The sequence below is a fragment of the Paenibacillus yonginensis genome (assembly GCF_001685395.1).
In the GTDB taxonomy this organism is placed as follows: Bacteria; Bacillota; Bacilli; order Paenibacillales; family Paenibacillaceae; genus Fontibacillus; species Fontibacillus yonginensis.
The window spans coordinates 2,865,975-2,890,281 of record NZ_CP014167.1 but is presented as its reverse complement, the minus strand read 5'-3'; the positions used below and the strand labels follow the sequence as shown (position 1 = coordinate 2,890,281).

Below are 24,307 nucleotides of genomic sequence, written 5' to 3'. Positions count from 1 at the left end.
TGAGGTGGCATGATGGACTCCATGGATAAAACTGTTAAGTTTAACGTCACCGGCGATGAGCAGGAGGCGTCAGCACAGGAAATCCTTCTTACCGTTTATGAAGCGCTGAAGGAGAAGGAATACAATCCCATCAACCAGATTGTCGGATATTTGCTGTCAGGGGACCCGGCTTATATCCCGCGGCATAACAATGCCAGAAGTCTTGTACGCAAGAAAGAAAGAGATGAGCTCATTGAGGAGCTGGTTCGCTTCTATATGAAGCACAACCGTTGATCCCGCGAGGCGGGCAGCCATCTTTTTGACAGGAGTTGTAGGATGAGAATATTAGGGCTCGACTATGGGGATCGCCGAATCGGCGTTGCCGTCAGCGATGAACTGGGCTGGACGGCTCAGGGCATTGATACGCTGGAGAAACGCCGAGATGAAGGGGAACTTGCCAAAATTGCCGAGCTGGTTAAGCAGTATGAGATCGAAGAGATCGTGGTAGGACTGCCTAAGAACATGAATGGCACGATCGGACCCCGGGGCGAGATTTGTATGGCGTTCGCCGATAAACTGCGTGGTCAATTGGAATTGCCTGTTCACCTTTGGGATGAAAGGCTTACGACGGTTTCAGCACATCGGACGCTGCTGGAAGCGGATGTGAGCCGGGGCAAACGCAAACAGGTCGTGGATAAAATGGCTGCGACGCTAATTTTGCAGAATTATTTGGACTCAAAGACTATAAGGTGAGGGTGATGAATGATGGCAAACCAAATCATCGGCAACGAAGAAGAACCGGAAATTATTTATATTCCTGATGACGAAGGCAATGAAGAAGAGTTCGAAGTCATCATGAAATTTGAGGTTGATGGATCCGACGCTAAATATATGATGGTGGTTCCTTTGGAATCCGATGACGAAGAAAGCGAAGAAGAAGTTTATGCTTTCCGTTACGAGGAAGATGGGGATGACCTGAAATTGTATACCATCGACAGCGATGAAGAATGGGAAATCGTAGAGGAGACCTTCAACACGCTGATGGATGAATTCGGCGGTGACGAAGATTAATGACGGCTTATAACCGTGAGAATGTAGTATGGACCAGCCGCATCCAGGAAGCTTTTGGACCTGTGGTGGAGCTTCAGGATGAACAAGGCAAATCCACTTATTATCAGGTGGAGAAAGAATTTGAAGTGGCCGGCCATTCCTATGTCGTTCTGCGGCCGGATGGATCGTCCAAGTCCGATGAGCCGGAAATTCTGAAAGTGGTCGCCGGTGCGGACGGGGAATTGTCCCTGGAAACGATCGACGATGACGATGAATGGGAAGAAGTTTCCGAGCTGTACGACGAATTGACTTTTCCTGAATAGCGGCTGCAGGAAGGAGCAAGGCCCCACCCGCTGCAGCCTGCGGGGACTTGTTTGTTTGAATGTCTGAGGTATATAGCATGTAACCCAAGAAGGGCGGAGCTTCCGCTCTTTTTGGCTGTAAAGGAGCTGACTTGGTGAAGAAGGGAATACGTCTTGTTTTGGCCGTGGTTTTGGTTTTAATTATAGCTGCGGGTGGAGCGGGAGCCTACGTGTACTGGGGGCTTCAGCCTCCTGCCAAATCGGATCAGCTTGTCCGGTTTACCATTGAACCGGGAACGGGTACGGAAGCCATTGCCGATTTGCTGCAAGAGAAGGGTCTTATCCGCAACAGTCTTCTGTTTAAGCTTTCTTTGAAATATAAGTCCGAGGGCAGCCGCTTTCAAGCCGGCACCTATGAAATGCAGCCTGGCGTTACGGCCGATCAAATTATTGAGAAGCTGAATAAAGGTGACGTTGTCCCGGAAGAAATGATTCGTTTTACGATTCCGGAAGGATTTACGGTCAAGCAGATGGCGGACAAGCTGCAGGAGGAAGGGCTGGCAAACGCCGAAACGTTCTTGAAGCTGACTAAAGATCCGGCAGCCGGGAACATTGAAAGTCCGCTGCTCAGCGAAATTCCGGCTGATGCCAAATTGATGTACAGACTGGAAGGGTATCTGTTCCCTGAAACCTATGAGCTGAAGAAAGGCAGCACGGAAGCGGACATGATCCAGCGGATGCTTGAGGAGACTTCGGCCAAGCTGGACCAGATTCCGGATTTCGAGGCCAAGCTTGCCGCAAGCGGTTATTCGCTGAATCAGATCATGACGATCGCTTCCCTGGTGGAGCGGGAGGTTGTGGTGGATAAGGAGCGGCCGCTGGTAGCCGGTGTTATCTACAACAGGCTCAAAGCCGATATGAAGCTGGAGATTGACGCCACGGTTCAGTATTTGCTTGGCAAACCGAAGGAAAGGCTGCTGAATTCGGATCTTCGCAAAGTGGACAGTCCATATAATTCTTATCTTTATGAAGGTCTTCCTCCTGGACCGATTGCGGCTCCTAGTTTGAAGTCGATAGAAGCAGCGCTGGAGCCGGAACATTCGAATTATTTGTTTTACGTGACCAAAAAGGATGGCAGTCAAGAGCATCTATTTGCAGCTACCTATCAGGAGCATTTGGCAAATATCAAGAAAAGTCAGGCTTCGGCCAAATAAGTATAGAGGTGTGAGAAGCAATGAAAGAGGGAAAACCGGAACTTCTGGTGCCGGCCGGTTCGATAGAAGAAGCCGTCAAGTTTATGGAAGCCGGTGCCAGTGCAGTCTTGGTGGGAGAGGATAAATACGGCATGCGGCTGCCGGGCGAATGCAGCGTGGACGATATCCGGCAAATCGCCGAGATTGCACACGGCCGGGGAGCCAAAGTGTATGTAAGCCTAAATAATCTGATCAGCAACGATTTGCTGGACGGACTGGAGCCTTATCTCCAGGAACTGCAGCAGGCGGGCGTAGATGCCGTTCAATTCGGGGATCCGGCGGTCCTGCGGGCCGCCAAGAAATCTGCCCCGCAGCTGGCCCTGCACTGGAACGCGGAAATGACTTCAACCAACTATGCGACCGCCAATTATTGGGGAAGCAAAGGGGCTTCCCGCGTTGTTCTGGCCCGTGAATTAAATATGGACGAAATTACCGGCATGATTCCGCATCTTCAGGTCGAAGCTGAGGTGCAGGTGCACGGGATGACGAATATTTATCATTCCAAACGCTCGCTAGTTGCGAGTTACATGGCTCATCAGGGCCGGCCGGTCGAGGGCGGCAGTCTGGGCAAGGAGCGGGGATTGTTCCTGATTGAAGCGGAACGCCAGGACGAGAAATACCCGATTTTCGAGGATGTCAACGGCACCCATATTATGAGCTCGGACGATATTTGTATTCTGGAGGATCTGCATGTGCTGCTGGAGGCGGGCGTGCACAGCTTCAAAATAGAGTCGCTGCTCAAGCCGGCAGCTTATACCGCAGCGGTTATTCGCGCTTACCGCCAGGCTATTGATTTATTTGCCGAGGATCCTTCCTCTTACGCATTCCAGGAGAGCTGGATGGAGGAGATTCGCCGTCTGCAGGACCCGGAACGGGAATTGTCGTTCGGATTTTATTATAAAGAGCAGGTCTATTAAATACATCAAGAGAGAGGTGAATCTTTATGTCAACTATCGAACAGCAGAAACCCAAAGAGCAGCACAAGCCCAAATTTAAAGGAAAAAGATACCGGCTCGACAAACCGGAGCTGCTGGCCCCGGCCGGTAACCTGGAGAAGCTGAAATTCGCGATCCATTACGGAGCGGATGCGGTATACATCGGAGGCCAGCATTACGGTCTGCGCTCCAACGCGGACAACTTCAGCTTCGAAGAAATGCGCGAAGGCGTGGAGTTTGCTAAGAAGTACGGCGCTAAAGTGTTTGTGGCTACCAACATTTACGCTCATAATGAAGACCTTGAAGGTATTGAAGCCTATTTGCGCAATTTGTACGAGGTCGGCATCTCCGCCATTATTGTAGCTGATCCGATTATCGTCGATACGGCGAGACGCTTGGTTCCCGGTCTGGAGGTTCATTTGAGCACCCAGCAGTCTACGATTAATTGGCAGGCCGTCCAATACTGGAAAGAAGAAGGTTTGCCGCGTGTTGTATTGGGACGTGAAGCGAGCCTGGAGGAAATCGCCGAAATCAAGAAACACGTCGATATTGAAATTGAAGCTTTCATTCACGGGGCGATGTGTTCCTCCTACTCCGGGCGCTGCGTATTGTCCAACCATTTTACGGACCGCGACTCCAACCGTGGGGGCTGCTGCCAGTCCTGCCGCTGGAAATACGACCTGTTTGAGGATGCCCGCGAGCAGACGTGGATTTCCGAGGAAGAGGCCGCCGAGGACCGCGTTCTGCAGCAGTTTAAGCTGGGAACGACCCAGATTCCGCTGTTTGCGGAAGAAGACAATGCGTTCACCATGGGATCCAAGGATTTGTGCATGATCGGGAATATTCCGGATTTGATCGATGTTGGCGTGGACAGCTTTAAAATCGAAGGCCGGATGAAGTCTATTCATTACGTAGCCACGGTAGTAAATGCTTATCGTAGAGCAATTGACGCTTATATGGCCGATCCGGAGAATTATGTGCTGAAACCGGAATGGGTGGAGGAAATCAATAAAGCGGCCAATCGTCCGCTGAATACGGGATTCTTTTATGATACGCCGGATCACGAAGATCACATTTACGAACCAGAGGAAAAAGCTGCGCCTTATGACTTTGCCGGACTGGTCATGGATTATGATGCGGCGACTGGTATAGCCACTATCCAGCAGCGCAATCACTTCAAGCCGGGCCAGGAGGTTGAATTTTTTGGACCGGGAGATACCTTCTTTAAGCAGACCGTAGGAACGCTGTGGGATGAAAGCGGCAATGAAATCGACGCGGCCCGCCATCCGCTGCAGCTGGTCAAATTTAAAGTGGACCAACCCGTTCAATATTTCGACATGATGAGAAAAAAGAAATAGATAAAATGTCCCAAATTGCAACCCTTTGTCGAGGAGACAGAGGGTTTTTTGTCGTATTTTACAAAAAAATTAGAAGAAAATGAACGATATTTTACAAAACTCTTAAGAAATTGGTCTTGATGCCGAAATACTAATTAGAACGAAAATATTCAGAAGGAACGGGTGAACATGATGGCCAAATTTCCAAAGTTGCAACGAAAGGAAAAGGATAAAGGAGGGGAAACCAAGCAGCAAGAAACTCAGAAGCAATCCAAACCAGTTTTTCAGAACGTGATTAAGAAATCGGTTACATACTCTAAAGGTTTAAAAATAAGTCATCTGGACCCTTCCAAATCTGTTGGCGTACGTCTGTTTCTCATCTTCTTTGTAGCGATCATGATTTTTGTCCTCTCTCTGGGCATGTTGTCTTATCAGACAGCCAAGACGATTGTGCAGAAAAATGCAAAGACGGCCAATCATCAGACCGTAATCCAAACCTCCGAGAAACTCGACATCATCTTTAAGCAATATCAGGAAGGGATTCAGCAGGTGTTCTTCGACAAACAGCTGCAGGATGATTTGACTGGACTGGGAGCCAAAGAGCTTTCGAACTATGACCAGTTCACGCTGATTAAAGAAATCGGTTCGAGAATGAGTACCTTTACCTACTCGCTGAGCGGCGCCCGAGCTTTGTATTTATTCCCGGTAGATGAAAGCTTTACGCCTATCACGGCAGGGAATGCAGACGTGGCCCTGACATCGAATATCAAAAGCCAAGCTTGGTTTGACAGCTTAGCCGGGGGGTCGTCTTCGACCTGGCAGGCGGTTCCGGACGGCACGAACAATGTCTTCCGTTATGTGCAGTCACTCAAAACGTTAACCGGCTCTTCACGCTTTATCATTGCGCTGGATATCGATTTGGCGACCTTAAATGATGAACTGGCAAAGGTTTCGCTTGGAGAGGGCTCCAGATTGGAGCTCGTAGACGGCAAAGGTCAGATCGTCGCAACCAACCAGGGCCAGTCCACCGAGAAAGCGACAGCTCTTGAAGCAGTGACCAAAAGCACAAAAGCGACGGACAGTATGACAACCAAGGATGCAGACGGTCATGATGTTCTGGCTGTATTTAATACAGTTAGCGCCTCCGGCTGGAAGCTGGCGGGAATTGTGCCGATCAAGAACCTGGTTGCCGATGCCAAGAGCATCTTGGTCACAACCTTTATTGCTGCGGTTGTGGTAGCTTTGATTGCTATTCTGATCGGGGTTTGGATGGTCCGTATGATTGGACGCCCGCTTTCGGTCATGAACCGTTTGATGCAGCAAGGCGCGAACGGTGAGTTAAATGTCCGGATGAAGCATACGGGACGCGATGAAATCGGTCAGCTGTCCGCCAGCTTTAACCAGATGATGGAGCAGATCACAACCCTCGTTACACATGCCAACTCCTCAGCGGTTGAGGTGCTCGGCACCGCTTCCGAACTTGCCGAGGCTTCCAGGAAAACGGCCATTTCCGCACGTGAAATTGCGGTGGCAACCGAAGAGATCGCCAAGGGAGCAAGCAGCCTGGCTGTGGAAGCGGAACGCGGCAGCGACCTTACGGAGAATATTGGCAATCAGGTCTCGGTGGTGATTGCTTCCAACCGGGACATGCAGGAATCGGCCCGTGAGGTAGAAAGCGCCAGTGAGCTGGGAACGAAATATCTCCAGGGCTTAACGGAAAAAACCAATGCGACCGGCGAGATGACCCGGGCCTTGGGCGAGCGCGTTAATTCCCTGCATGCAAGCACGGCTTCGGTCCGCAAGGTGCTGGAAGTCATGCAGAATATTACGCAGCAAACCAATATTTTGTCCTTGAACGCAACGATTGAAGCAGCTCGGGCAGGGGCTGCCGGACGTGGTTTCATGGTCGTAGCGGATGAAATTCGTCAGCTCGCCGAGCAATCCCGACAATCGATTACGATGGTTGGACAAATTACCGATGAAATCCAGCAGGAAATGAACGAAACGATTAAAGCGCTGGAGGAAGTCAACCCGATGTTTGAGCAGCAAATTGTGTCCGTGAACGAAACGAGAGAAATTTTTGTTTCGGTGCAGGAGCAGATGGAGGATTTCGTGACGAAGCTGGATGGCGTAACTAAATCCATAGAAGGATTGAGCCAGTCTCAGCATATCTTGTCCGAGGCGATGACAAATGTCAGCGCAGTGGCCGAGGAATCTTCGGCAACCTCCGAAGAGGTCGCCTCCTTGTCCAGTGAACAGCAGATGGTTGGCGATCAGCTCGTCCAGCTTTCCGGCCAACTGGAGCAGGTATCGGACAAGCTGAAAGAATCGCTTTCCCGGTTTAAGGTTTAATTTAGCCGGAAGCAGCAAAACTTATAAATGAATGGCTGTCCCTAATGTGCTTCATGCGTTTAGGGACAGCTTTTTTTTATTTCTTTCGAGCGCGAACCGGCAGGGTGTGAGATTAGGGCATTCAGGAAATACTTTCCCTAAAGGAGGTGTTTCGTGATGAATCTGAAGATGAAGAAACGAATATTTGCCGCACTTCTGGGTGTAACAGCCGCCATTCTCCTGATTCTGATTCGTTTGGCCTGGCTGCAGCTCTTGGACGGCGTACCGAAAGCAGCTACGGCTCATGGCCGGGATACATCCGAAATGGCCGTCCTGCAGCGCGGAACCCGGATGGAGCTGGACCCGGGCCGCGGTCGATTCGTGGATGCCTCCGGACAACCCCTTACGAATGAAGTGGTGCTGGCGCCGGTTCTCTTTCCGGTACGTGCAAGCATGGACCGAGGGTCTAGAGAGACTTTCTTGAAGGCTGGAAAGCCGGCAGAAGACGAGGCAACTTCTCAGGAGCAGAAGCTTCTTATGCTGGCTAAGCTGCTGGATACAACTCCTGAGAAGCTGGAGACCGTCCGGAGCCGCCTGCAGCAGCCGGCTTACTGGACGAAGAAGAGCGGGAGCCGGAGGAACGGGAGTTCAAATATCCCGTTCAGCCTTACTGCTGAGCAAGCCGCCGAGCTGGAGAAGCTGGACATAGCCTGGGTCAAAGCGCTACCGGTTCTGCAGCGGTATGCCGATCAGGCTTCCGGCAAGCAGTGGCTGGGTTTTGTAGCTCAGCAGCCTGAGGTTGTCACGGCTATGAATCGCATGAATCAAGGAAATAAAATCAAAACCACTAGGGGGGCAGAGCTGCCGATCTCGGCCAAATTAGGGGCCGCGGGACTGGAGAAGAGCTTTGACCGGCTGCTGCGGGGAGAGGGGCCGACAGACATCACTTATCTGATGGATGGAGGGCGTCATCCGCTGTCCCGAAAGGCGCTGCGGGTCCATGGAGCGGACAATCCGTATTATCCGCTTACCATCCGGACGACGATTGATCTAAACCTTCAGAATCAGCTGGAGCGTCTTGCAGTCCAAAAAGGGGTAAAAGAAGGAGCGGTCGTTGTGCTTGATGCGGCAAGCGGCGATGTGAAAGCGATGATTTCTTTGCCTTTTTATAATCCGAATCAGGTGGACCCGCAGCAAACAACAAGCTGGAGCAACAGGGCGGTGAAGGAGGCTGTGCCGGGTTCGATTTTCAAAACGGTGACGGCAGCGGCAGCGCTTGAAGCAGGGCTTTCGCGGCCGGAGGAGCATTTTTTGTGTCAGGGCAGCTATGGAAAATATGGTTTGTCCTGCTCCAAAAAATCCGGACACGGAGATATTACGTTAGCCAGAGGTTTTGCCGAATCCTGCAATGTCGTGTTTGGAACTCTTGGGGAACGATTAAGCCCCTTTATGCTTCAGCGGACGGCTGATGCGCTCGGAATCGGCAGAACGATCGGTTGGGAGGAACAAACGTTTATAGATGGCCAGCCGCTGCGCCAAATGGACCAGGAAGAAGCAGGAACCGTGTTTGGCAGCGAACCTCATCCGGAGGATGGCGGGGTACGCGCCCAGACCGCTATCGGCCAGAGAAGCGTTCGGCTCAGTCCGTTGCAGGCGGCCAATCTGATCGTGACGCTGCTGCATGGCGGAGCTGTTCAGGCGCCTCGTCTGGTCAGCGCGATCAGCTATGCGAGCGGAACGGATATGGTACGCTTTGAACCGCATCAATCGCCGTCCGCCTCAGGCCAAATTTCCCCGCGGACTGCACGGACCCTTCTGAAATGGATGCGAAGCGTGGTTACGGATGGTACCGGACGCAAGCTGGACCATGCGGATTGGAAGCTTGCAGGGAAATCGGGAACCGCTCAGGTCGTCAGAAACGGGAAAGCGCTCAATGACCAATGGTTCATCGGCTTTGGCCCTTACGATTCGCCCAAGTATGCGGCTGCTGTGCTGGTGCAGAGCCGGAAACCAGGATCGACCCATCTCGCTACGGAATTGTTTGGGGAGGTTATGAATACACTTGCGGCTGTTGACAGAAGATGAAGGAAGGGGACTGAAAAAAGAGGCCTAAAATCGGAGTTTTTATGATAAGATAGAGAAGATGTTCAAACAGATTTATGATTTGGGCAAGCAAAAGTCAATTGAAATAGAGAGAAATGGGGAATTCACATGGAGACTTTGCTGCTGGGTTTATTTTACATTTTCTCGCTATACGCCTTTATTCCAGGACTAATCAGCCGTTTATTCGGATTCCGGGTGTTCAAAAAGGGCATCGCGGAGAACGAAATTGCTTTGACGTTTGATGATGGACCGGATCCGGTGTACACACCTCAGCTGCTTGAACTGCTAAAACGATATGACGCCAAAGCCACCTTTTTTGTGGTGGGTTCGAGCGCCGAGAAACACCCTGAGCTGATTCAAAGGGTTCACGAGGAAGGCCATTTGCTGGGCATCCATAATTACAAGCATAAGACCAATTGGCTTATGCGGCCCAAGACAGTGACCAAACACATCGCCATGACCGCCAAGGTCATTAAAGAGGCAACCGGACAGGATGCCCATTATTACAGACCGCCATGGGGAATTGTCAACCTGTTTGACTACACGAAGCAGCGCAATGATTATCAGTTAGTGCTGTGGTCGGCTATTTTCCGGGATTGGCGTGTCAATGTAGGAGCAGATCGGCTGACAGAAAAGATGCTGAAGAAGCTTCGCGGCGGCGAAGTTTTTTTGCTTCACGATTGCGGAGGCACCTTTGGCGCGAACCCCACTGCGCCTCAGGAAATGCTCACGGCGCTGGAACGGGTGCTGGATGAGGCGCAGCGCCGCGGCATCCGCAGTATTACCATTCAGGATATGATTCAGCATACCGCTCAGGCCAAAAATGATTCTTTGAGCGAAGCAAGCAAAAAGCTTGGCGTGGGAAAAGGAGGCAATCCGGTGCTGCCATGGTATAAACGTTTTATAGTCAGTCTGTGGCTTCTGTGGGAGAAGCTGTTCCATGTGATGTTTCACTTACAAACAACGGATAATGAAGACCCAATGTTTCATTTCCGCAAAATTAAATATTCGGGCGCCCCGATCGAACTGGAAGGCGGAGGCACGCTGGCCAAAGGTGATCCGGTGCTGGAGCTTCATTTTGACAACAAAAAGCTGTTCCAGCTTGGTTCCAAGGCCAAGTCTGCTGTTCATTTGGCCATTCAGCTGGTACGGACCACCGAGAAGGCGCTGCCTGATCTGGCCAGATATATTCAGAAACACCCTGAGCTTCGGGAGGTCAAAGCTTTGTACGGCATTACGATGATAAACCGCGGGCCGGAGCAGTTTGGATTCACCATTACCGATCTGCCGAAAGGGTTGTTTGCCACCTCGACGACCTTCTATTTGAAATTGTTGATGAGCGTTATTCATCCAAATGGCCGCGAACGGATCAAAGCCCATCAGGAACAGATGGTTCCGAAGATTTTGGTTATTCCGACGGAGAATTTGATTAGCCGTTTTGCCGGGGAGGAACCAGTCCCCGCTTCAAAGCCGGCTGCTGCTTCTGTGCAGCTCAGCAAGGAACGGCAAACGGAAGACAAAAGCAGTGAAGAAACGGCAGAGCTGAATGCAGGCGTTCCCGTTTAAGGTGACAAGAACTTATTTATGTACATGGAAAAGTGTAGAATTTGTTATTTATCTATAAGAAAAGAGGACCCGGACGGGTCCTCTTTCTTTATATCTGGCATGCAAGTAGGATGTTGGCTTGAATCAGATCTTCATAACGCCGCCGGAGCTGGCATTGGTAACCAGCTTGGAATAGCGGGCCAAGTAACCGGTTTTGACTTTGGGTTCAAAACCTTTCCAGTTGGCGCGGCGTTTGGCAAACTCTTCTTCGCTGATATGGAGCTCGATCTTGCGGTTGTTAAGGTCAAGCTCAATGATGTCTCCATTCTCTACAAAAGCAATCGGTCCGCCTTCAGCCGCTTCCGGAGAGATGTGACCGATGCTGATGCCGCGCGATGCACCGGAGAACCGGCCGTCTGTAATCAGGCCGACTTTGGCTCCCAGGCCCATGCCGACAATTTGCGACGTAGGAGCCAGCATTTCTGGCATGCCTGGTCCACCTTTAGGACCTTCATAGCGGATAACGACAACGTCGCCTTCTTTGACTTTACCGTTCGCGATGCCTTCCAGCGCTTCCTCCTGGGAGTCGAAGCAGATGGCAGGTCCTTTGTGATAACCGCCAACCGACGGATCCACGGCTCCGACCTTGATAACGGAACCTTCAGGAGCGAGGTTGCCATAAAGGATAGCCAAACCGCCTTTTTCCGAATAAGGGTTATCGATGGAATGAATGACTTCATGATCACGGATTTCGACGCCTTCTACATTCTCGCGCAGCGTTTTGCCGGTAACGGTCATGCAGTCGCCGTGAATGGCATCCGGTTTCTTGAGCAGCTCGTTGATTACGGCGCTTACGCCGCCGGCCCGGTCCACGTCCTCAATGAAATAGTTGGAGGCAGGAGCCAGTTTGCTGATATGAGGGACCCGGTTGGCAACTTCATTAATGCGCTCCAGCGGATAGTCGATTCCGGCTTCCTGTGCCAGCGCCAAAGTGTGCAGGACGGTATTGGTGGAGCCGCCCATTGCCATATCCAAAGCAAAAGCGTTGTCGATGGATTCTTTGGTCACAATATCACGAGGTTTAAGGTCCATTTTAACCAGTTCCATCAGTTGTTTAGCGGATTTTCTAACGAAATCGCGGCGTTCTTCAGCGACAGCGAGAATGGTGCCATTGCCAGGAAGAGCCAGACCCAAAGCTTCAGCCAGACAGTTCATGGAGTTTGCCGTGAACATGCCCGAACAGGAGCCGCAAGTTGGACAGCCGTATTGCTCAAGCTCAAGCAGATCCTTGTCGTCAATCTTGCCGGCCTGATAGGCGCCGACGCCTTCAAATACGGAGGTAAGGGACAAGCGGTTGCCTTTGCTGTCTACGCCGGCTTTCATTGGACCGCCGCTGACAAAGATTGTCGGAATGTTGACGCGCAGGGCGCCCATCAGCATGCCCGGCGTGATTTTGTCGCAGTTCGGAATGCAGACCATGCCGTCAAACCAGTGTGCGGATACAACCGTTTCCAGCGAGTCGGCAATGATTTCGCGGCTCGGCAGGGAATAACGCATGCCGATATGGCCCATGGCAATTCCGTCGTCAACGCCGATCGTATTAAATTCGAAAGGAACGCCGCCCGCTTCGCGGATCGCTTCCTTAACGATTTTGCCGAATTCCTGCAGATGCACATGACCTGGAACGATGTCGATATAGGAATTGCAGACCGCGATAAACGGTTTGCCGAAATCCTCTTCTTTAACGCCGGCAGCACGCAGCAAGCTGCGGTGCGGTGCGCGGTCGAAACCTTTTTTGATCATGTCTGAACGCATTTTATTAGCTCCCATGATGGCTTTCTCCCCCCGGATATAGATATGAGATAATGAATAGAAATTTAGAAATGTAAACCGCTAAAGCTTTTTATACAGTCTATCACAACCTTATTGGCTTTTCTACCATCTAAAGTGAGCTGTGGGCATGTAAAAACAGATATATAAAAAGAAAGGTAAACGAAGATCGGTGTTGCAGAAGGGATTATCCAGTTTCTGGTGAATTCCAATTAGAGAGAGTGATATTACTATAAGTACAAGTATGGGAGGTGTTCTCGTTTGTCAGGCTGGAGTCTATTGATGGGTTCATCGGAACCCTATAATGAAGAAATCAGAGAAATCGACGAACAGATTTTGGCACTTGTCCACCAGCGGAGAAGTATGCCGCCGAAAGGAAGCTTTATGCCTTCTGAGGAGCAGGTCCGGATTTGGGCGGAGAAATGGAATTTAAGCGAAATCAAAATTTACGAGCTGGTGCGTGCGATGAACCGCCCTCCCCAGCGGCGGACCTACTCGAATTTCAGCGGTGAACTGCGCACAGTCGTTCCGCTTATGAAACAAACGGATAACGGAAACTTTCGCTTTCATATGACCCATATGATGCAATATGCGAATTGGAGCGAACTTCATCTGAAAGTCAACTATGAGGGGGAGCTGGATGATAATGTCAGTCTTAATTTGAACTTGAACCTGGATATTGCAGGCGGAGAAGCAGAATATACCGTGCGGAGAGGAAGCGGGGGCCAAAGCCCATCAGGCGAAGCAGCAATGACTTTCCTGATCGAGCCGCCGCTGCCCGACGAACTTGCAGGACTGGATTTGCTGCTGGTGCCGTTTGAGCCAGTCTTTCAAAGACCGGTGGAACTGCAGGTGCTGCAGGAACCCATCAAACTGAATGGATAAGACCAGACAACGATACGGACGACAAAAAAGCCGCGGGCGGGATGCCGTGGCTTTTTTGTCGGTTCTTTCCGTTTCATGAAGACGAACCGGGGGCAGGGTGTCATTCGTTATTGTTCCCGCGGGACTGTCCGCCCTTGCGGCCAATTTCCCGGTAGAACTCCTTGTTGTGAGATTCGGCTGTGGCAGAGCCGCCTTTTTGCCCAATTTCCTGGTAAAACTCGCGGTCATGGGATTTGGAGGTAGCCAGTCCGCCTTTGGAGCCAATCTCCTGGTAAAACTCTTTGCCATGGTTTTTGGCGGTAGCTTGTCCACCCAGACGACCTGCTTCTTCACGGCTCATTTTTCCTTTGGTACGTGCCATAAAAATCACTCCTTGACAAGTAATGGTTTTTAATGCGCGTACTGTTATATACCACGGGTCGCTAGGTTGAATCATCTTAAACCGCTTATTTGAAAATTCGAATTCCCGGTGCTGGCCGGGGCTTTCGGACCCTGCTGAACAACCATTCCACCTGTGGTTCTATAATCGGGGAGACGGCTGTTCTGACCCAGGACTGACAGAGCAGTATGGTCAATAGGACAGCCGCCGCAATAATGGCTAACGTTCCTCCCAGGTTGTCAAGGTAAGCATAAAGGGGAGAAGCGGCTGCGAATCGGACGATCAGCCCATGAAGCAGGAAGACGTACAGCGTTCTGCGGCCAAGCTCGGTTATCCGGCAGGCGTAGAGCGGCACAAAGGAGAGAAATGCCGCAGAAGCGCAAAGCTGTAGAGCATACAGGCCCAAACGGCCTAGTCCGGCATACCAGGTATAAGCGCCCAGCTGGCTGTAAGTCATGCTGCCGTACAGCCAGCCTAAGAGCAGAAGATGGCCCCAAAGGTAAGCCGCAGCGAGCAGCAGCAGCGAAACGGAACAGGCGGCAGCCCGGATGCCTGGCGTGAAGAACTTTACAATATATTCGGGCCGAAAATGGTAGCCTGCCAGGAAAAACGGCAGGTAGACGAAAGTCCTCGATAGGCTGAACCAGGTGCCGTCTATAACGAGGTAGCCAACGGCAATCCCAAGGATGAGCGATACCCCGAGCTGAGCCCGGCGGGACCAGCTGCTCATGGTTAATGCGGCAGCCCGCCACAGCCAGTGGCTGGCGAGGAACCAAAGCAGCAGATAAGGGGCGAAAAAAGAATGGTGGATACCGTCCACTTTAAAAACCGTTATATCGAGAGCGGAATATAGGCTTTGAAAAATCAAATATTGCAGTGCGATTTGAGCCAGCACTTTTGTTCCGGCGCGGCCTCTCAAATTCGATTTGGCAAAATAACCGGTCACGAATACGAACAAAGGCATATGAAAAGTAAAAATCCAAACATAAACGGCGTGCAGGCCGGGCATTCGCGTAATCAGCGGTTCAATGGCATTGCCGACAAATACGCATACGATCAGCAGAAAACGCAGGTTTAGAAAATAGCTTTCCTCACGCCAAACTTTTGTTGCGTTGTTCATGATCAGGCGGCTCCTTTTTGTAAAACAAATTACGATTTTTTTGCCGGGATTGCTTTAATTTTAAGCTTTCTCCTTACAGCTACAGCGTAAGGGAATAGGAAGCCTTGACCTGTGACGAAAATCACTATTGAAAGCGTTATCCGCTCCGCTAAATATGACGAACTGTTGAATTGTGAAAAATAGGAAAGGTACAATAAAGGAAAGAAAGCGAGGGGGAGGCGGATGTTTACCTGTACTATTAACGGCAAGGCTATTCCTTTTAAAGGCATCCTGTTCGACAAGGACGGCACCTTGCTTGATTTCCTAAGTCTATGGGGCGCTTGGGCGCTGGAAGTAACCGGGCTGCTGGTCAAACGGATGGAAGACGCCGGAGCAGAGCTTCTGGCCGATCCTCTGAAGCTGCTTGGCCTGACTCTGGACGATGAAGGAAGGGTGGCGGGATATGACCCTACAGGACCGGTCGCTATGGCGACCGAAGAGCAGACGGTCGGCGTATTGACCTGGCAGCTGTATACGGCCGGCGTTCCCTGGAACGATGCGCTCCGGCAGGTGAGGGAACTGCTTGCCGAAGCGATGCAGAAGGTCAGAAACGAGCGGAACGCCAAACCGATGCCGGGGCTAAAGGAGTTCCTGGAGTGCTGCCGCAGGCTGGGGGTCCCGCTTGGCGTTGTAACGGCGGACCAGACTTCCGAAGCCTTGGAACATTTGCGGTGGATGAAGTTGATAAACTATTTTGGTACCGTGATTGGAACTGACCGGGTTGCTCAAGGTAAACCAGCACCCGACATGGTCTACCTGGCCTGCTCGGAGCTTGGGCTTCTCCCTGAGGAAGTGCTGGTCATCGGGGACAGCAACGGGGATATGCAGATGGCCAAAGCCTCCGGGGCAGCTGGCGCGATTGGATTCAGCCCTGGCGGCGAAGCTGGCTATTTGCTGGATGCGGATGTTGTGATCCGCAGTTATGACGTTATAAATTTGCAAGCGGCTGGTTCGGCTAATCCCAATTAAGGAGTTGAAGAGCTTTGAGTGATAGAAGCGGCTTGATAGAGCGTTTTGCCGAATGGATCAGCGAAAGCGGCAGAATTGTGTTTTTTGGCGGAGCAGGGATTTCAACAGAAAGCGGCATTCCGGATTTTCGTTCGGCCGCCGGTTTGTATCAAACGGAAACCCATTCACCGTATTCGCCTGAAGAGATTTTGAGCCGCCCTTTTTTTGATCGCCATCCGGAGGTCTTTTTTGATTTTTACCGGTCAAAGATGCTGCATCCGGAAGCTCAGCCGAATGCGGCTCACCGCTTCCTGGCCCGGCTTGAGGAGCAGGGCAAGCTGACGGCGGTTGTGACCCAGAACATCGACGGTCTCCACCAGCTGGCCGGAAGCCGCAAGGTGCTGGAGCTGCATGGATCGGTTCACAGAAATTATTGCATGAATTGCGGGACCTTTCACACGCTTGAAGAGGTTATTTCCGCTCCGGACCCGGTCCCGGCCTGCAAAAGCTGCGGCGGCATCGTCAAACCCGACGTGGTGCTGTACGGGGAGAACCTTGATGAATCTACAATTACGGGGTCGATCGAAGCGATACGGAACGCCGATATGCTGATTATCGGAGGGACCTCGCTTACTGTTTATCCGGCCGCGCAATTCGTCGATTATTTCCGGGGAAATCGAACGGTGTTGATCAACATGGCCCAAACCGGATTTGACGGCCGGGCAGGTTTGCTGATTGCCGAGCCGATCGGCCAGGTGTGCGAAGCTGTTTCGCGCGTGTGGCAGGAAGGGTAATCAATTATTTTAACAGGACTTCCGTTTCTTGCTGAAAAGTTCCTAACCATCTATTATTAGCTGTGAAATCAAAGAACCTGCAAATGTGTTTATCCAAGATCGAAAGGTAGGATGACGAGATGGTATATTCACCGAACGAAGAAAGATACGAAGCGATGATTTATAATCGGGTCGGTCGTTCAGGACTCAAGCTGCCTGCGATTTCCCTCGGTTTGTGGCACAATTTCGGAGGCGTCAACTCGTTTGAGAATGGACGTGAAATGATCCGCAAGGCGTTTGATCTCGGGATTACCCATTTTGATCTTGCCAATAACTATGGTCCTCCTCCGGGATCGGCTGAAGAAATGTTTGGCCAGGTTCTGGCTAAAGACCTGAAGCCTTTCCGTGATGAACTCGTCATCTCTTCCAAAGCGGGATATCTGATGTGGCCTGGTCCTTACGGAGACTGGGGTTCGCGCAAATATTTGATCGCCAGCCTGGATCAGAGCCTGAAGCGGATGGGACTGGAGTACGTGGATATTTTTTATTCCCATCGTCCTGACCCCGAGACACCGCTTGAAGAAACGATGATGGCTCTGGATCAGATTGTGCGTTCTGGAAAAGCCCTCTATGTGGGGATATCCAACTACCCGGCAGATCAAACGGCTGAAGCTATAAAAATACTGAAAGAGCTCGGCACGCCTCTGCTCATTCATCAGCCCCGGTATTCCCTGCTGGACCGCTGGATCGAGAACGGGCTGCAGGATGTGTTGGAGCAAAACGGCGTAGGCAGCATTGCCTTTACTCCGCTCGCTCAAGGTCTGCTGACCAGCAAATATTTGAACGGTATTCCGGAGGATTCCCGGGCAGCCAGCCCGAGCGGCTTCCTGAAGGAATCGGCTATTACGCCGGAGGTGCTGCGCAAGATACGGGCGCTGAATCAGATGGCGGCGGCTCGCGGCCAAAGTCTGGCCCAGTTCGCGCTGGCTTGGGTGCTGAGAGGCGGCAGAGTGACATCGGCCCTCATCGGCGCCAGCCGGGCCAGTCAAATCGAAGAGAATGCAGCGGCGCTTAAAAACCTGGAGTTCTCGGAGGAAGAATTAAACCGCATTGAACGGATTCTGAAGACGGACGATCCGGAATCCTAAGCGGTTGGAGGAGGACAAGAAGGGCTGCCCCGGCCGGATATGACCATGGGCCAGCCTTTTTTTTGGGGAACTGTATCTCAAGCAGTCATCTTGTAGCCGCTTCTGAATGGCAACCTTCTGAATGGCAACCTTCTGGATAACGCAGCATCTTCTGGTCAACCTCTGGTGACCGAACGCCGGTAGGTGCTGGGCGCTTCCCCGTAGAATCGTTTGAACTGGCGCGAGAAATAAAGCGGGTCCGTCAGGCCGACGGATGCGGCGATCTGTTCGATGGACAAGTCCGGGCGGTCCCGCAGGAGATAACGGGCTTTGTCGATACGCAGCTTCAGCAGATAGGTGACGGGAGACATCCCGGTGCCTTTCTTGAAGACCCGGGATAAATAAGCACGGTTGTAGCCTAGACCTGAGCACATTTCCTCAATGGAGATCGGATAGGCGTATTGGCTCGTCATATAGTGGATCATTTGTTTGACTACCCGCTGGATATGAGCCTCGCCCTCTGTGTTTGCTGTTCCGGACACCAGGGAACGTTTCGCCTCGGCCATAATCAGATACAAATAACCCAGCGCGGCGAGGCCTGCCCCTTCCTGCTGCTCGCGGAATGCAGCCAGAATGGAGCCTAAAGCCTCAGGTATCGGTCCATAGCTTGAACCATGAACGACCGGCGTGTCCTGAGAGAAGCCGGCCTCTCTTGCCAGCTCCTTCGCTCCTGCTCCGCTGAAGGCAAGCCAGCGGTAGCGCCAGGGGGTCTCCGGGTCGGATTCATAGCTGACGAGGTGATCCGGTTCAATCATAAAGCCGCTGCCGGATCGGAGGCGGTAAGTCCCTTTTTCCGTGCGAAAGACGCCGCTTCCCTCCTCGATATAATGAAACAAATAGAAATCGTAAATTTTGGGCCCGAGACGGTGGGAAGGGGAGGTTTGGCTTTCGCCGGCAAACAAGACGCGGAGGACGTCATAACCGGGGAAATCGGGATTGGCGGCTGACATATATGTGGCGGGTTTCACAGTTTGTTTTAACGGCTGGTTCATGATAATTCCTTCCTCTCCAGACCTGGATTTCGATGTAAGATCATACGATTATCATAGCTCCAAAAGTCACATTAATCCATATTTAAAACGCATTCATACATTATCATAGAGCGGCCAGCTCCTTTATAATGAAGTCAGAGTTAAGCCTAAATTGATGTTAAGGACAGGTGAACGCATGATGAACATGCAAGAGCTGAAGCAGAAGTTTAATTCCGAATTTGGCGTTAATGACAAGGAAATTCTGGCTTATCAAGCCCCTGGACGGGTGAACCTGATCGGCGAACATATCGACTATAACGGCGGCTACGTGCTTCCGGCGGCGCTGGAATTCGGCACCACTCTGCTCCTGCGCGAACGCGGCGACGACAAGCTTGTTTTTAGATCGGCGAACTTCCCTTATACGGCTGAGATTGCTCTCGGGGAAATCGGCGCATCCAAAACGGGGGAATGGGTGGATTATCCGATCGGCGTTTTGGTGCAGCTGGCTAAGCTGGACTGCCGGGTGAGCAAGGGCTATGATCTTTATTTTATCGGTGAAATCCCGAACGGAGCCGGGCTTTCCTCTTCGGCTTCGATCGAAGTCGTAACCGCTTATGCTTTTGTTTCGGTGGAAGGCAAGGACATAGATACGGTCGAAATGGCAAAGCTATCCCAGCGTGCCGAAAATCAATATGTCGGCGTCAACAGCGGCATTATGGACCAGTTCGCAGTGGCCAACGGAGCGAAAGACCATGCGATTCTGCTGATGTGCGACACGCTTGAATTTAAGAAAGTGCCTTTCGTGATCGGCTCCAGCAAGCTGGTGATCGGGAACACTAACAAACGCAGAGGGCTTGTGGATTCCAAATACAACGAGCGCCGCAGCGAATGCGATGAAGCGCTCCGCCAGCTGCAGCCGCATGTACCGGGACTCGAATATCTGGCCCAGCTTACCCCTGAGCAATTTGCCGACCTTGAAGATAAGCTGAACAGTGATGTACTGCGCCGACGTGCGAAACATGTGGTTGAGGAGAACGCGCGCGTCCTGGCCTCTGTTGAAGCTTTGCAGAACAACAAACTGGCCGAATTCGGCCAGCTGATGAACAAGTCCCATGACTCCTTGCGTGATTTGTATGAGGTCACGGGTACCGAGCTGGACACGATGGTCGAGGAAGCGCGGAAAATCGAAGGCACGCTGGGCTCCCGCATGACAGGAGCGGGGTTTGGCGGCTGCACGGTTTCGCTTGTGCATGAAGATACCGTTGCTTCGTTTGTACACAACGTGGGGGAGGCTTACAAACAGCGTACGGGCCTGGAAGCTGAATTCTACGTTTGTGAAGTGGGAGACGGTGTACACCAATTGAAGGAGGAAGCGTGATATGGCGATTTTAGTAACCGGCGGTGCCGGATATATCGGGTCTCATACGGTGGCTGAGCTGCTGGATAAAGGCGAAGAGGTGGTTGTGCTCGACAATCTGCAGACAGGTCATAGGGAAGCGCTGCTTGGCGGCAAGCTGTACGAAGGTGATCTGCGGGACAAAGAGCTGCTGAAGAAGCTGTTTGCTGAGAACAGCATTGATGCGGTCATCCATTTTGCGGCCAACTCCCTGGTTGGGGAAAGCATGCAGAATCCCGTAAAATATTACGACAACAACGTGTACGGTACGTTATGTCTGCTGGAAGCGATGCAGCAGGCCGGCGTATCCAGAATCGTCTTTTCGTCTACAGCGGCAACCTACGGAGAACCGGAGAAGGTGCCGATTGAAGAAACCGACCGTACGGCTCCTACTAACGTGTACGGTGAAACGAAGCTGACCATGGAGACCATGATGGGCTGGTTCGACCGTGTGCTGGGCATCAAATATGTGGCGCTCCGTTATTTTAATGCAGCCGGAGCCCATGCCAGCGGTAGAATAGGCGAAGACCATCAGCCTGAAACCCACCTGATCCCGCTGATTCTGCAAACCGCGCTCGGCCAGCGGGAATCCATCGCCGTGTTTGGCGACGATTATCCGACTGAAGACGGCACCTGTATCCGCGACTATATTCATGTGAGCGATCTGGCCGACGCGCATCTGCGCGCAGTGGATTATTTGCGCGGCGGAGGCGAAAGCAACGTGTTCAACCTTGGCAGCGGCAACGGCTTTTCCGTCAATCAGGTGATTTCCAAAGTAAAAGAAGTGACAGGCGTCGATTTCGCGGTCGAAGTGAAGCCTCGCCGTACAGGCGACCCGGCTGTGCTGATCGCATCCTCGGGCAAAGCCCGCAGTGTGCTGGGCTGGAATCCGCAGCGTGAAAACCTCGATGACATTATCGCCAGCGCCTGGCAGTGGCATCAAAACCATCCGAACGGTTATGCGGGAAAGTGAGATGAAGCCAATGCAGCAGCGTACGGCAGAAGCGGCAAAACTGCGCGAACAGGCGCTTGAAGCGATTGAACGTTTGGTGCAATTTGCCCTTCAGAGCGAACTGATCGGCCATTATGACGCCGACTATACGCGCAACCGGCTCCTTGAGCTGTTTAAAGAAGATGAACCTTATTTGGGAGAGGTCCGCAAAGAGACCTTGGAAGGGCCGCAGGAGCTGCTTAATATCTTGATTGATTACGGCTATGCGGCCGGTCTGATTCCGGAGAATACAGACACGTACCGCGATTTGCTGGATGCGGAGATCATGGGCCGCGTTATGCCTCGTCCTTCCGAGGTGATAGCCGCTTTCAAAGCAACCGAGCAGGAACACGGCATAGAAGCTGCTACGAGCCGTTTCGTTAAGCTTTGTACGGACGCCAACTACATCCGGATGGACCGTGTGTCAAGCAATGTGTATTGGGAGCAGCCAACTGCCTTTGGCACGATGGAAATGACCATTAATTTGTCCAAACCGGAAAAATCGCCGGCCGAAATCGCAGCTGCCAAGCTGCTTCCTCCGCCGGTTTATCCAAAGTGCCAGCTGTGCCGGGAGAATGTCGGCTACGCCGGACGGCTGAATCACCCGGCCCGGCAGAACCTGCGGGTCATTCCGCTTGTATTGAATGGCGAACCTTGGTTTTTCCAATATTCCCCGTATGTCTATTACAATGAGCACTGTATCGTCTTCCACCAAGATCATGTGCCGATGAAATTGACGAAGGATTCTTTCCGCAGGCTGCTCGATTTCGTGGGGCAATTCCCGCATTATTTCATCGGCTCGAATGCGGACCTGCCGATTGTGGGCGGTTCCATTCTTACGCATGACCATTTTCAGGGCGGCAAACATAAATTTCCGCTGGAGAAATCGCCGGTTGACGCCGAATTCCAATCGACGCAGTATCCGGGCGTGAAGCTCGGTATTGTCAAATGGCCGATGAGCGTACTCCGGCTTACCGGAGCCGATCCGGATGTCCTGCTTGAAGCAGCCAATGATCTGTATGAGCTGTGGAAGGGCTACAGCGATGAAGAGCTGGGCATCCTGGCCCATTCGGAGGTGGACGGAGCACCCGTACCTCATAATACGGTTACGCCCATCGTAAGACGCAGTGCGGACGGCGCTTATGAGTTTGATGTGGTGCTGCGCAACAACCGGACCAGCGAGGAGCATCCGGAGGGCATTTACCACCCGCACCGTGAGATGCACCACATCAAGAAAGAAAATATCGGCCTGATCGAAGTGATGGGCCTTGCGATTTTGCCGGGACGCCTGAAACAGGAGCTCGACAGCATCGCCCGCATCCTGTCCGGGGACGAAACGCTTCGTCTGGCTGTCTCCGAAGGCCGTGCGCCAGAGCTGGCGCCGCATGCGCAGTGGATCGGTTCCCTGCTGGACAAACATGGTTCCGCTTTGCAAAAGGAGCAGGCAGAGATGATTTTGAAAGACGAAGTAGGCAGCAAATTTGCGAAAATTCTTGGTCATGCCGGGGTTTACAAGCGGACGCCGGAGGGTCAGGCGGGCTTGCGCCGCTTTGTGGCGGCAGCGGGATTTACACAGGAATAAATCCGAAGGATCTACCAAGGCGGGCTCTCGACCGGAGGGCCTGTTTTTTGTTATATAGAAGGCTCGTTAGGAACATTTGATTGCTATCCGATTTGTTTCCGGCAAACTTGAGCAGTATAATAAAAGCCGGATTCATTACTAATTCCGCACAAGCGAATGGGAGGATAAGCAACATGGAGGCTTTCACATTTCATAATCCGACCGAACTGATTTTCGGTAAAAATAAAACCGAAGCTCTCAAAACGGAGCTCCCTAAATACGGTAACAAGGTGCTGCTGGTATACGGCGGCGGCAGCATTAAACGGACAGGACTATACGATCAAGTCATGGGCTACCTGAAGGAAATTGGCGCACAGGTCACAGAACTTGCCGGTGTAGAACCTAATCCTCGCTTGACGACTGTACATAAAGGCGTTGAGCTGTGCAGACAAAACAACATCGACATCATTTTGGCCGTAGGCGGCGGCAGCGTCATCGACTGCTCCAAAGCGATTGCGGCCGGCTCCAAATATGACGGAGACGTCTGGGATATTCTGACCCGAAAGGCTGCCGTTGAAGCGGCCCTTCCGCTGGCTGTTGTGTTGACTATGGCCGCTACCGGCTCGGAAATGAACGGAGGCTCCGTTATTTCCAATACCGAAACCGAAGAGAAGCTGAGCTTCGGCAGCCCGTTCACTTATCCGGTATTTTCGATCCTGGACCCTCAAAACACGTTCTCCCTGCCTAAGGATCAAACCGTCTACGGCATGGTGGACATGATGTCCCACGTACTGGAGCATTATTTCCACCTGGAGGAGAATACGCCGGTTCAGGACGGATTCTGCGAAACGCTGCTCCGCACCGTGATCGAAACCGCTCCAAAGCTGATCAACGATCTGGAGAACTACGAGCTGCGCGAAAGCATCATGTACGTGGGTACGCTGGCTTTGAACGGCATGGTTTCGATGGGCTTCCGCGGCGACTGGGCTACTCATAACATTGAACATGCCGTTTCGGCAGTCTACGACATTCCGCATGGCGGCGGTCTGGCCATCCTGTTCCCGAACTGGATGAAATACAACCTGCATGTCAAACCGGAAAGATTCAAGAAATTGGCTGTTAACGTCTTCGGCATCGAGCAGGCGGGTAAAACCGATGCCCAAATCGGCGAAGAAGGCATCAACGCTTTGCGCGCTTTCTGGACTTCGATCGGTGCGCCAAGCCGGTTGGCCGATTACGACATCGACGACAGCAAGTTGGATTTGATGGCCGAGAAGACGGTCAAATTCGGTCCGTTCGGCAACTTTGCCAAACTAGACAAGGAAGATGTATTGGAAATCTACCGTCTTTCCCTGTAAGGTCTACACCTTAAATAATTAAGCGTTCCGGGCA

22 protein-coding genes are annotated in these 24,307 nt (G+C 52.0%); 18 read left to right on the top strand and 4 right to left on the bottom strand.

Annotated features, from left to right (window positions below; all coding sequences use genetic code 11):
- The first annotated feature begins 12 nt into the window (after positions 1–12).
- The 10 genes from AWM70_RS13090 (at position 13) to AWM70_RS13045 (ending at position 10,856) form a co-directional block, all read left to right on the top strand.
- Positions 13–273, top strand: a complete 261-nt coding sequence (locus AWM70_RS13090) for an IreB family regulatory phosphoprotein (protein WP_068697075.1) — start codon at positions 13–15, stop codon at positions 271–273.
- Positions 274–315: 42 nt separating this feature from the next.
- Positions 316–732, top strand: coding sequence for a Holliday junction resolvase RuvX (gene ruvX, locus AWM70_RS13085; protein WP_068697074.1), 417 nt, complete (start codon positions 316–318; stop codon positions 730–732).
- A gap of 12 nt (positions 733–744) precedes the next feature.
- Positions 745–1,050: a DUF1292 domain-containing protein gene (locus AWM70_RS13080; protein ID WP_068700653.1), complete on the top strand. Its 306-nt coding sequence runs from the start codon at positions 745–747 to the stop codon at positions 1,048–1,050.
- Positions 1,050–1,352, top strand: a complete 303-nt coding sequence (locus AWM70_RS13075; protein ID WP_068697073.1) for a DUF1292 domain-containing protein — start codon at positions 1,050–1,052, stop codon at positions 1,350–1,352. The genes AWM70_RS13080 and AWM70_RS13075 overlap by 1 nt, the downstream gene beginning before the upstream one ends.
- A 134-nt stretch (positions 1,353–1,486) precedes the next feature.
- Positions 1,487–2,545 (top strand): endolytic transglycosylase MltG, encoded by a 1,059-nt coding sequence (gene mltG, locus AWM70_RS13070; protein WP_068697072.1) that lies wholly within the window; start codon positions 1,487–1,489, stop codon positions 2,543–2,545.
- A gap of 20 nt (positions 2,546–2,565) precedes the next feature.
- Entirely contained in the window at positions 2,566–3,501 is a 936-nt protein-coding gene (locus AWM70_RS13065; protein ID WP_068697071.1) for a peptidase U32 family protein, read from the top strand.
- A gap of 26 nt (positions 3,502–3,527) precedes the next feature.
- Complete coding sequence (locus AWM70_RS13060; protein ID WP_068697069.1) at positions 3,528–4,877, top strand: peptidase U32 family protein; 1,350 nt, start codon at positions 3,528–3,530, stop codon at positions 4,875–4,877.
- Between the two features lie 189 nt (positions 4,878–5,066).
- Positions 5,067–7,208 (top strand): methyl-accepting chemotaxis protein, encoded by a 2,142-nt coding sequence (locus AWM70_RS13055; RefSeq protein ID WP_237167707.1) that lies wholly within the window; start codon positions 5,067–5,069, stop codon positions 7,206–7,208.
- Between the two features lie 156 nt (positions 7,209–7,364).
- On the top strand, positions 7,365–9,272 hold the full coding sequence (locus tag AWM70_RS13050) for a peptidoglycan D,D-transpeptidase FtsI family protein (RefSeq protein ID WP_068697066.1): 1,908 nt from the start codon (positions 7,365–7,367) through the stop codon (positions 9,270–9,272).
- A gap of 126 nt (positions 9,273–9,398) precedes the next feature.
- Complete coding sequence (locus AWM70_RS13045; protein ID WP_068697063.1) at positions 9,399–10,856, top strand: polysaccharide deacetylase family protein; 1,458 nt, start codon at positions 9,399–9,401, stop codon at positions 10,854–10,856.
- A 123-nt stretch (positions 10,857–10,979) separates the two neighbouring features.
- Here AWM70_RS13045 and ilvD read toward each other — a convergent pair whose 3' ends face one another.
- Positions 10,980–12,665, bottom strand: a complete 1,686-nt coding sequence (gene ilvD / locus AWM70_RS13040) for a dihydroxy-acid dehydratase (protein ID WP_206093346.1) — start codon at positions 12,663–12,665, stop codon at positions 10,980–10,982.
- Between the two features lie 282 nt (positions 12,666–12,947).
- On the opposite strand from ilvD, the gene AWM70_RS13035 reads away from it, so the two are divergent.
- Positions 12,948–13,550, top strand: a complete 603-nt coding sequence (locus AWM70_RS13035; RefSeq protein ID WP_068697061.1) for a hypothetical protein — start codon at positions 12,948–12,950, stop codon at positions 13,548–13,550.
- A 100-nt stretch (positions 13,551–13,650) separates the two neighbouring features.
- On the opposite strand, the gene AWM70_RS13030 is transcribed toward AWM70_RS13035, so the two are convergent.
- Entirely contained in the window at positions 13,651–13,911 is a 261-nt protein-coding gene (locus AWM70_RS13030) for a KGG domain-containing protein (RefSeq protein WP_068697058.1), read from the bottom strand.
- A gap of 85 nt (positions 13,912–13,996) precedes the next feature.
- Positions 13,997–15,049, bottom strand: a complete 1,053-nt coding sequence (locus tag AWM70_RS13025) for an acyltransferase family protein (RefSeq protein WP_068697055.1) — start codon at positions 15,047–15,049, stop codon at positions 13,997–13,999.
- A gap of 222 nt (positions 15,050–15,271) precedes the next feature.
- Here AWM70_RS13025 and AWM70_RS13020 point away from each other — a divergent pair, with 222 nt between their 5' ends.
- From AWM70_RS13020 to mgrA, 3 genes are all read left to right on the top strand, one after another.
- Complete coding sequence (locus tag AWM70_RS13020; RefSeq protein ID WP_068697045.1) at positions 15,272–16,057, top strand: HAD family hydrolase; 786 nt, start codon at positions 15,272–15,274, stop codon at positions 16,055–16,057.
- Between the two features lie 14 nt (positions 16,058–16,071).
- Positions 16,072–16,830: an NAD-dependent protein deacylase gene (locus AWM70_RS13015; RefSeq protein ID WP_237167706.1), complete on the top strand. Its 759-nt coding sequence runs from the start codon at positions 16,072–16,074 to the stop codon at positions 16,828–16,830.
- 119 nt (positions 16,831–16,949) lie between these two features.
- Complete coding sequence (mgrA, locus tag AWM70_RS13010) at positions 16,950–17,957, top strand: L-glyceraldehyde 3-phosphate reductase (RefSeq protein WP_068697037.1); 1,008 nt, start codon at positions 16,950–16,952, stop codon at positions 17,955–17,957.
- A gap of 155 nt (positions 17,958–18,112) precedes the next feature.
- On the opposite strand, the gene AWM70_RS13005 is transcribed toward mgrA, so the two are convergent.
- Complete coding sequence (locus tag AWM70_RS13005; protein WP_068697035.1) at positions 18,113–18,988, bottom strand: AraC family transcriptional regulator; 876 nt, start codon at positions 18,986–18,988, stop codon at positions 18,113–18,115.
- A 178-nt stretch (positions 18,989–19,166) separates the two neighbouring features.
- Here AWM70_RS13005 and AWM70_RS13000 point away from each other — a divergent pair, with 178 nt between their 5' ends.
- The 4 genes from AWM70_RS13000 (at position 19,167) to AWM70_RS12980 (ending at position 24,273) form a co-directional block, all read left to right on the top strand.
- A complete protein-coding gene (locus AWM70_RS13000) occupies positions 19,167–20,345 on the top strand; it encodes a galactokinase (RefSeq protein WP_068697033.1) in 1,179 nt (392 codons plus the stop codon).
- Between the two features lies 1 nt (position 20,346).
- The gene (galE, locus tag AWM70_RS12995) at positions 20,347–21,336 is read left to right on the top strand and encodes a UDP-glucose 4-epimerase GalE (protein ID WP_068697031.1); all 990 of its coding nucleotides are present in this window, start codon (positions 20,347–20,349) and stop codon (positions 21,334–21,336) included.
- A gap of 10 nt (positions 21,337–21,346) precedes the next feature.
- Positions 21,347–22,936, top strand: a complete 1,590-nt coding sequence (locus AWM70_RS12990) for a UDP-glucose--hexose-1-phosphate uridylyltransferase (protein ID WP_068700649.1) — start codon at positions 21,347–21,349, stop codon at positions 22,934–22,936.
- Positions 22,937–23,109: 173 nt separating this feature from the next.
- The gene (locus AWM70_RS12980) at positions 23,110–24,273 is read left to right on the top strand and encodes an iron-containing alcohol dehydrogenase (RefSeq protein WP_068697023.1); all 1,164 of its coding nucleotides are present in this window, start codon (positions 23,110–23,112) and stop codon (positions 24,271–24,273) included.
- Positions 24,274–24,307: the final 34 nt, after the last annotated feature.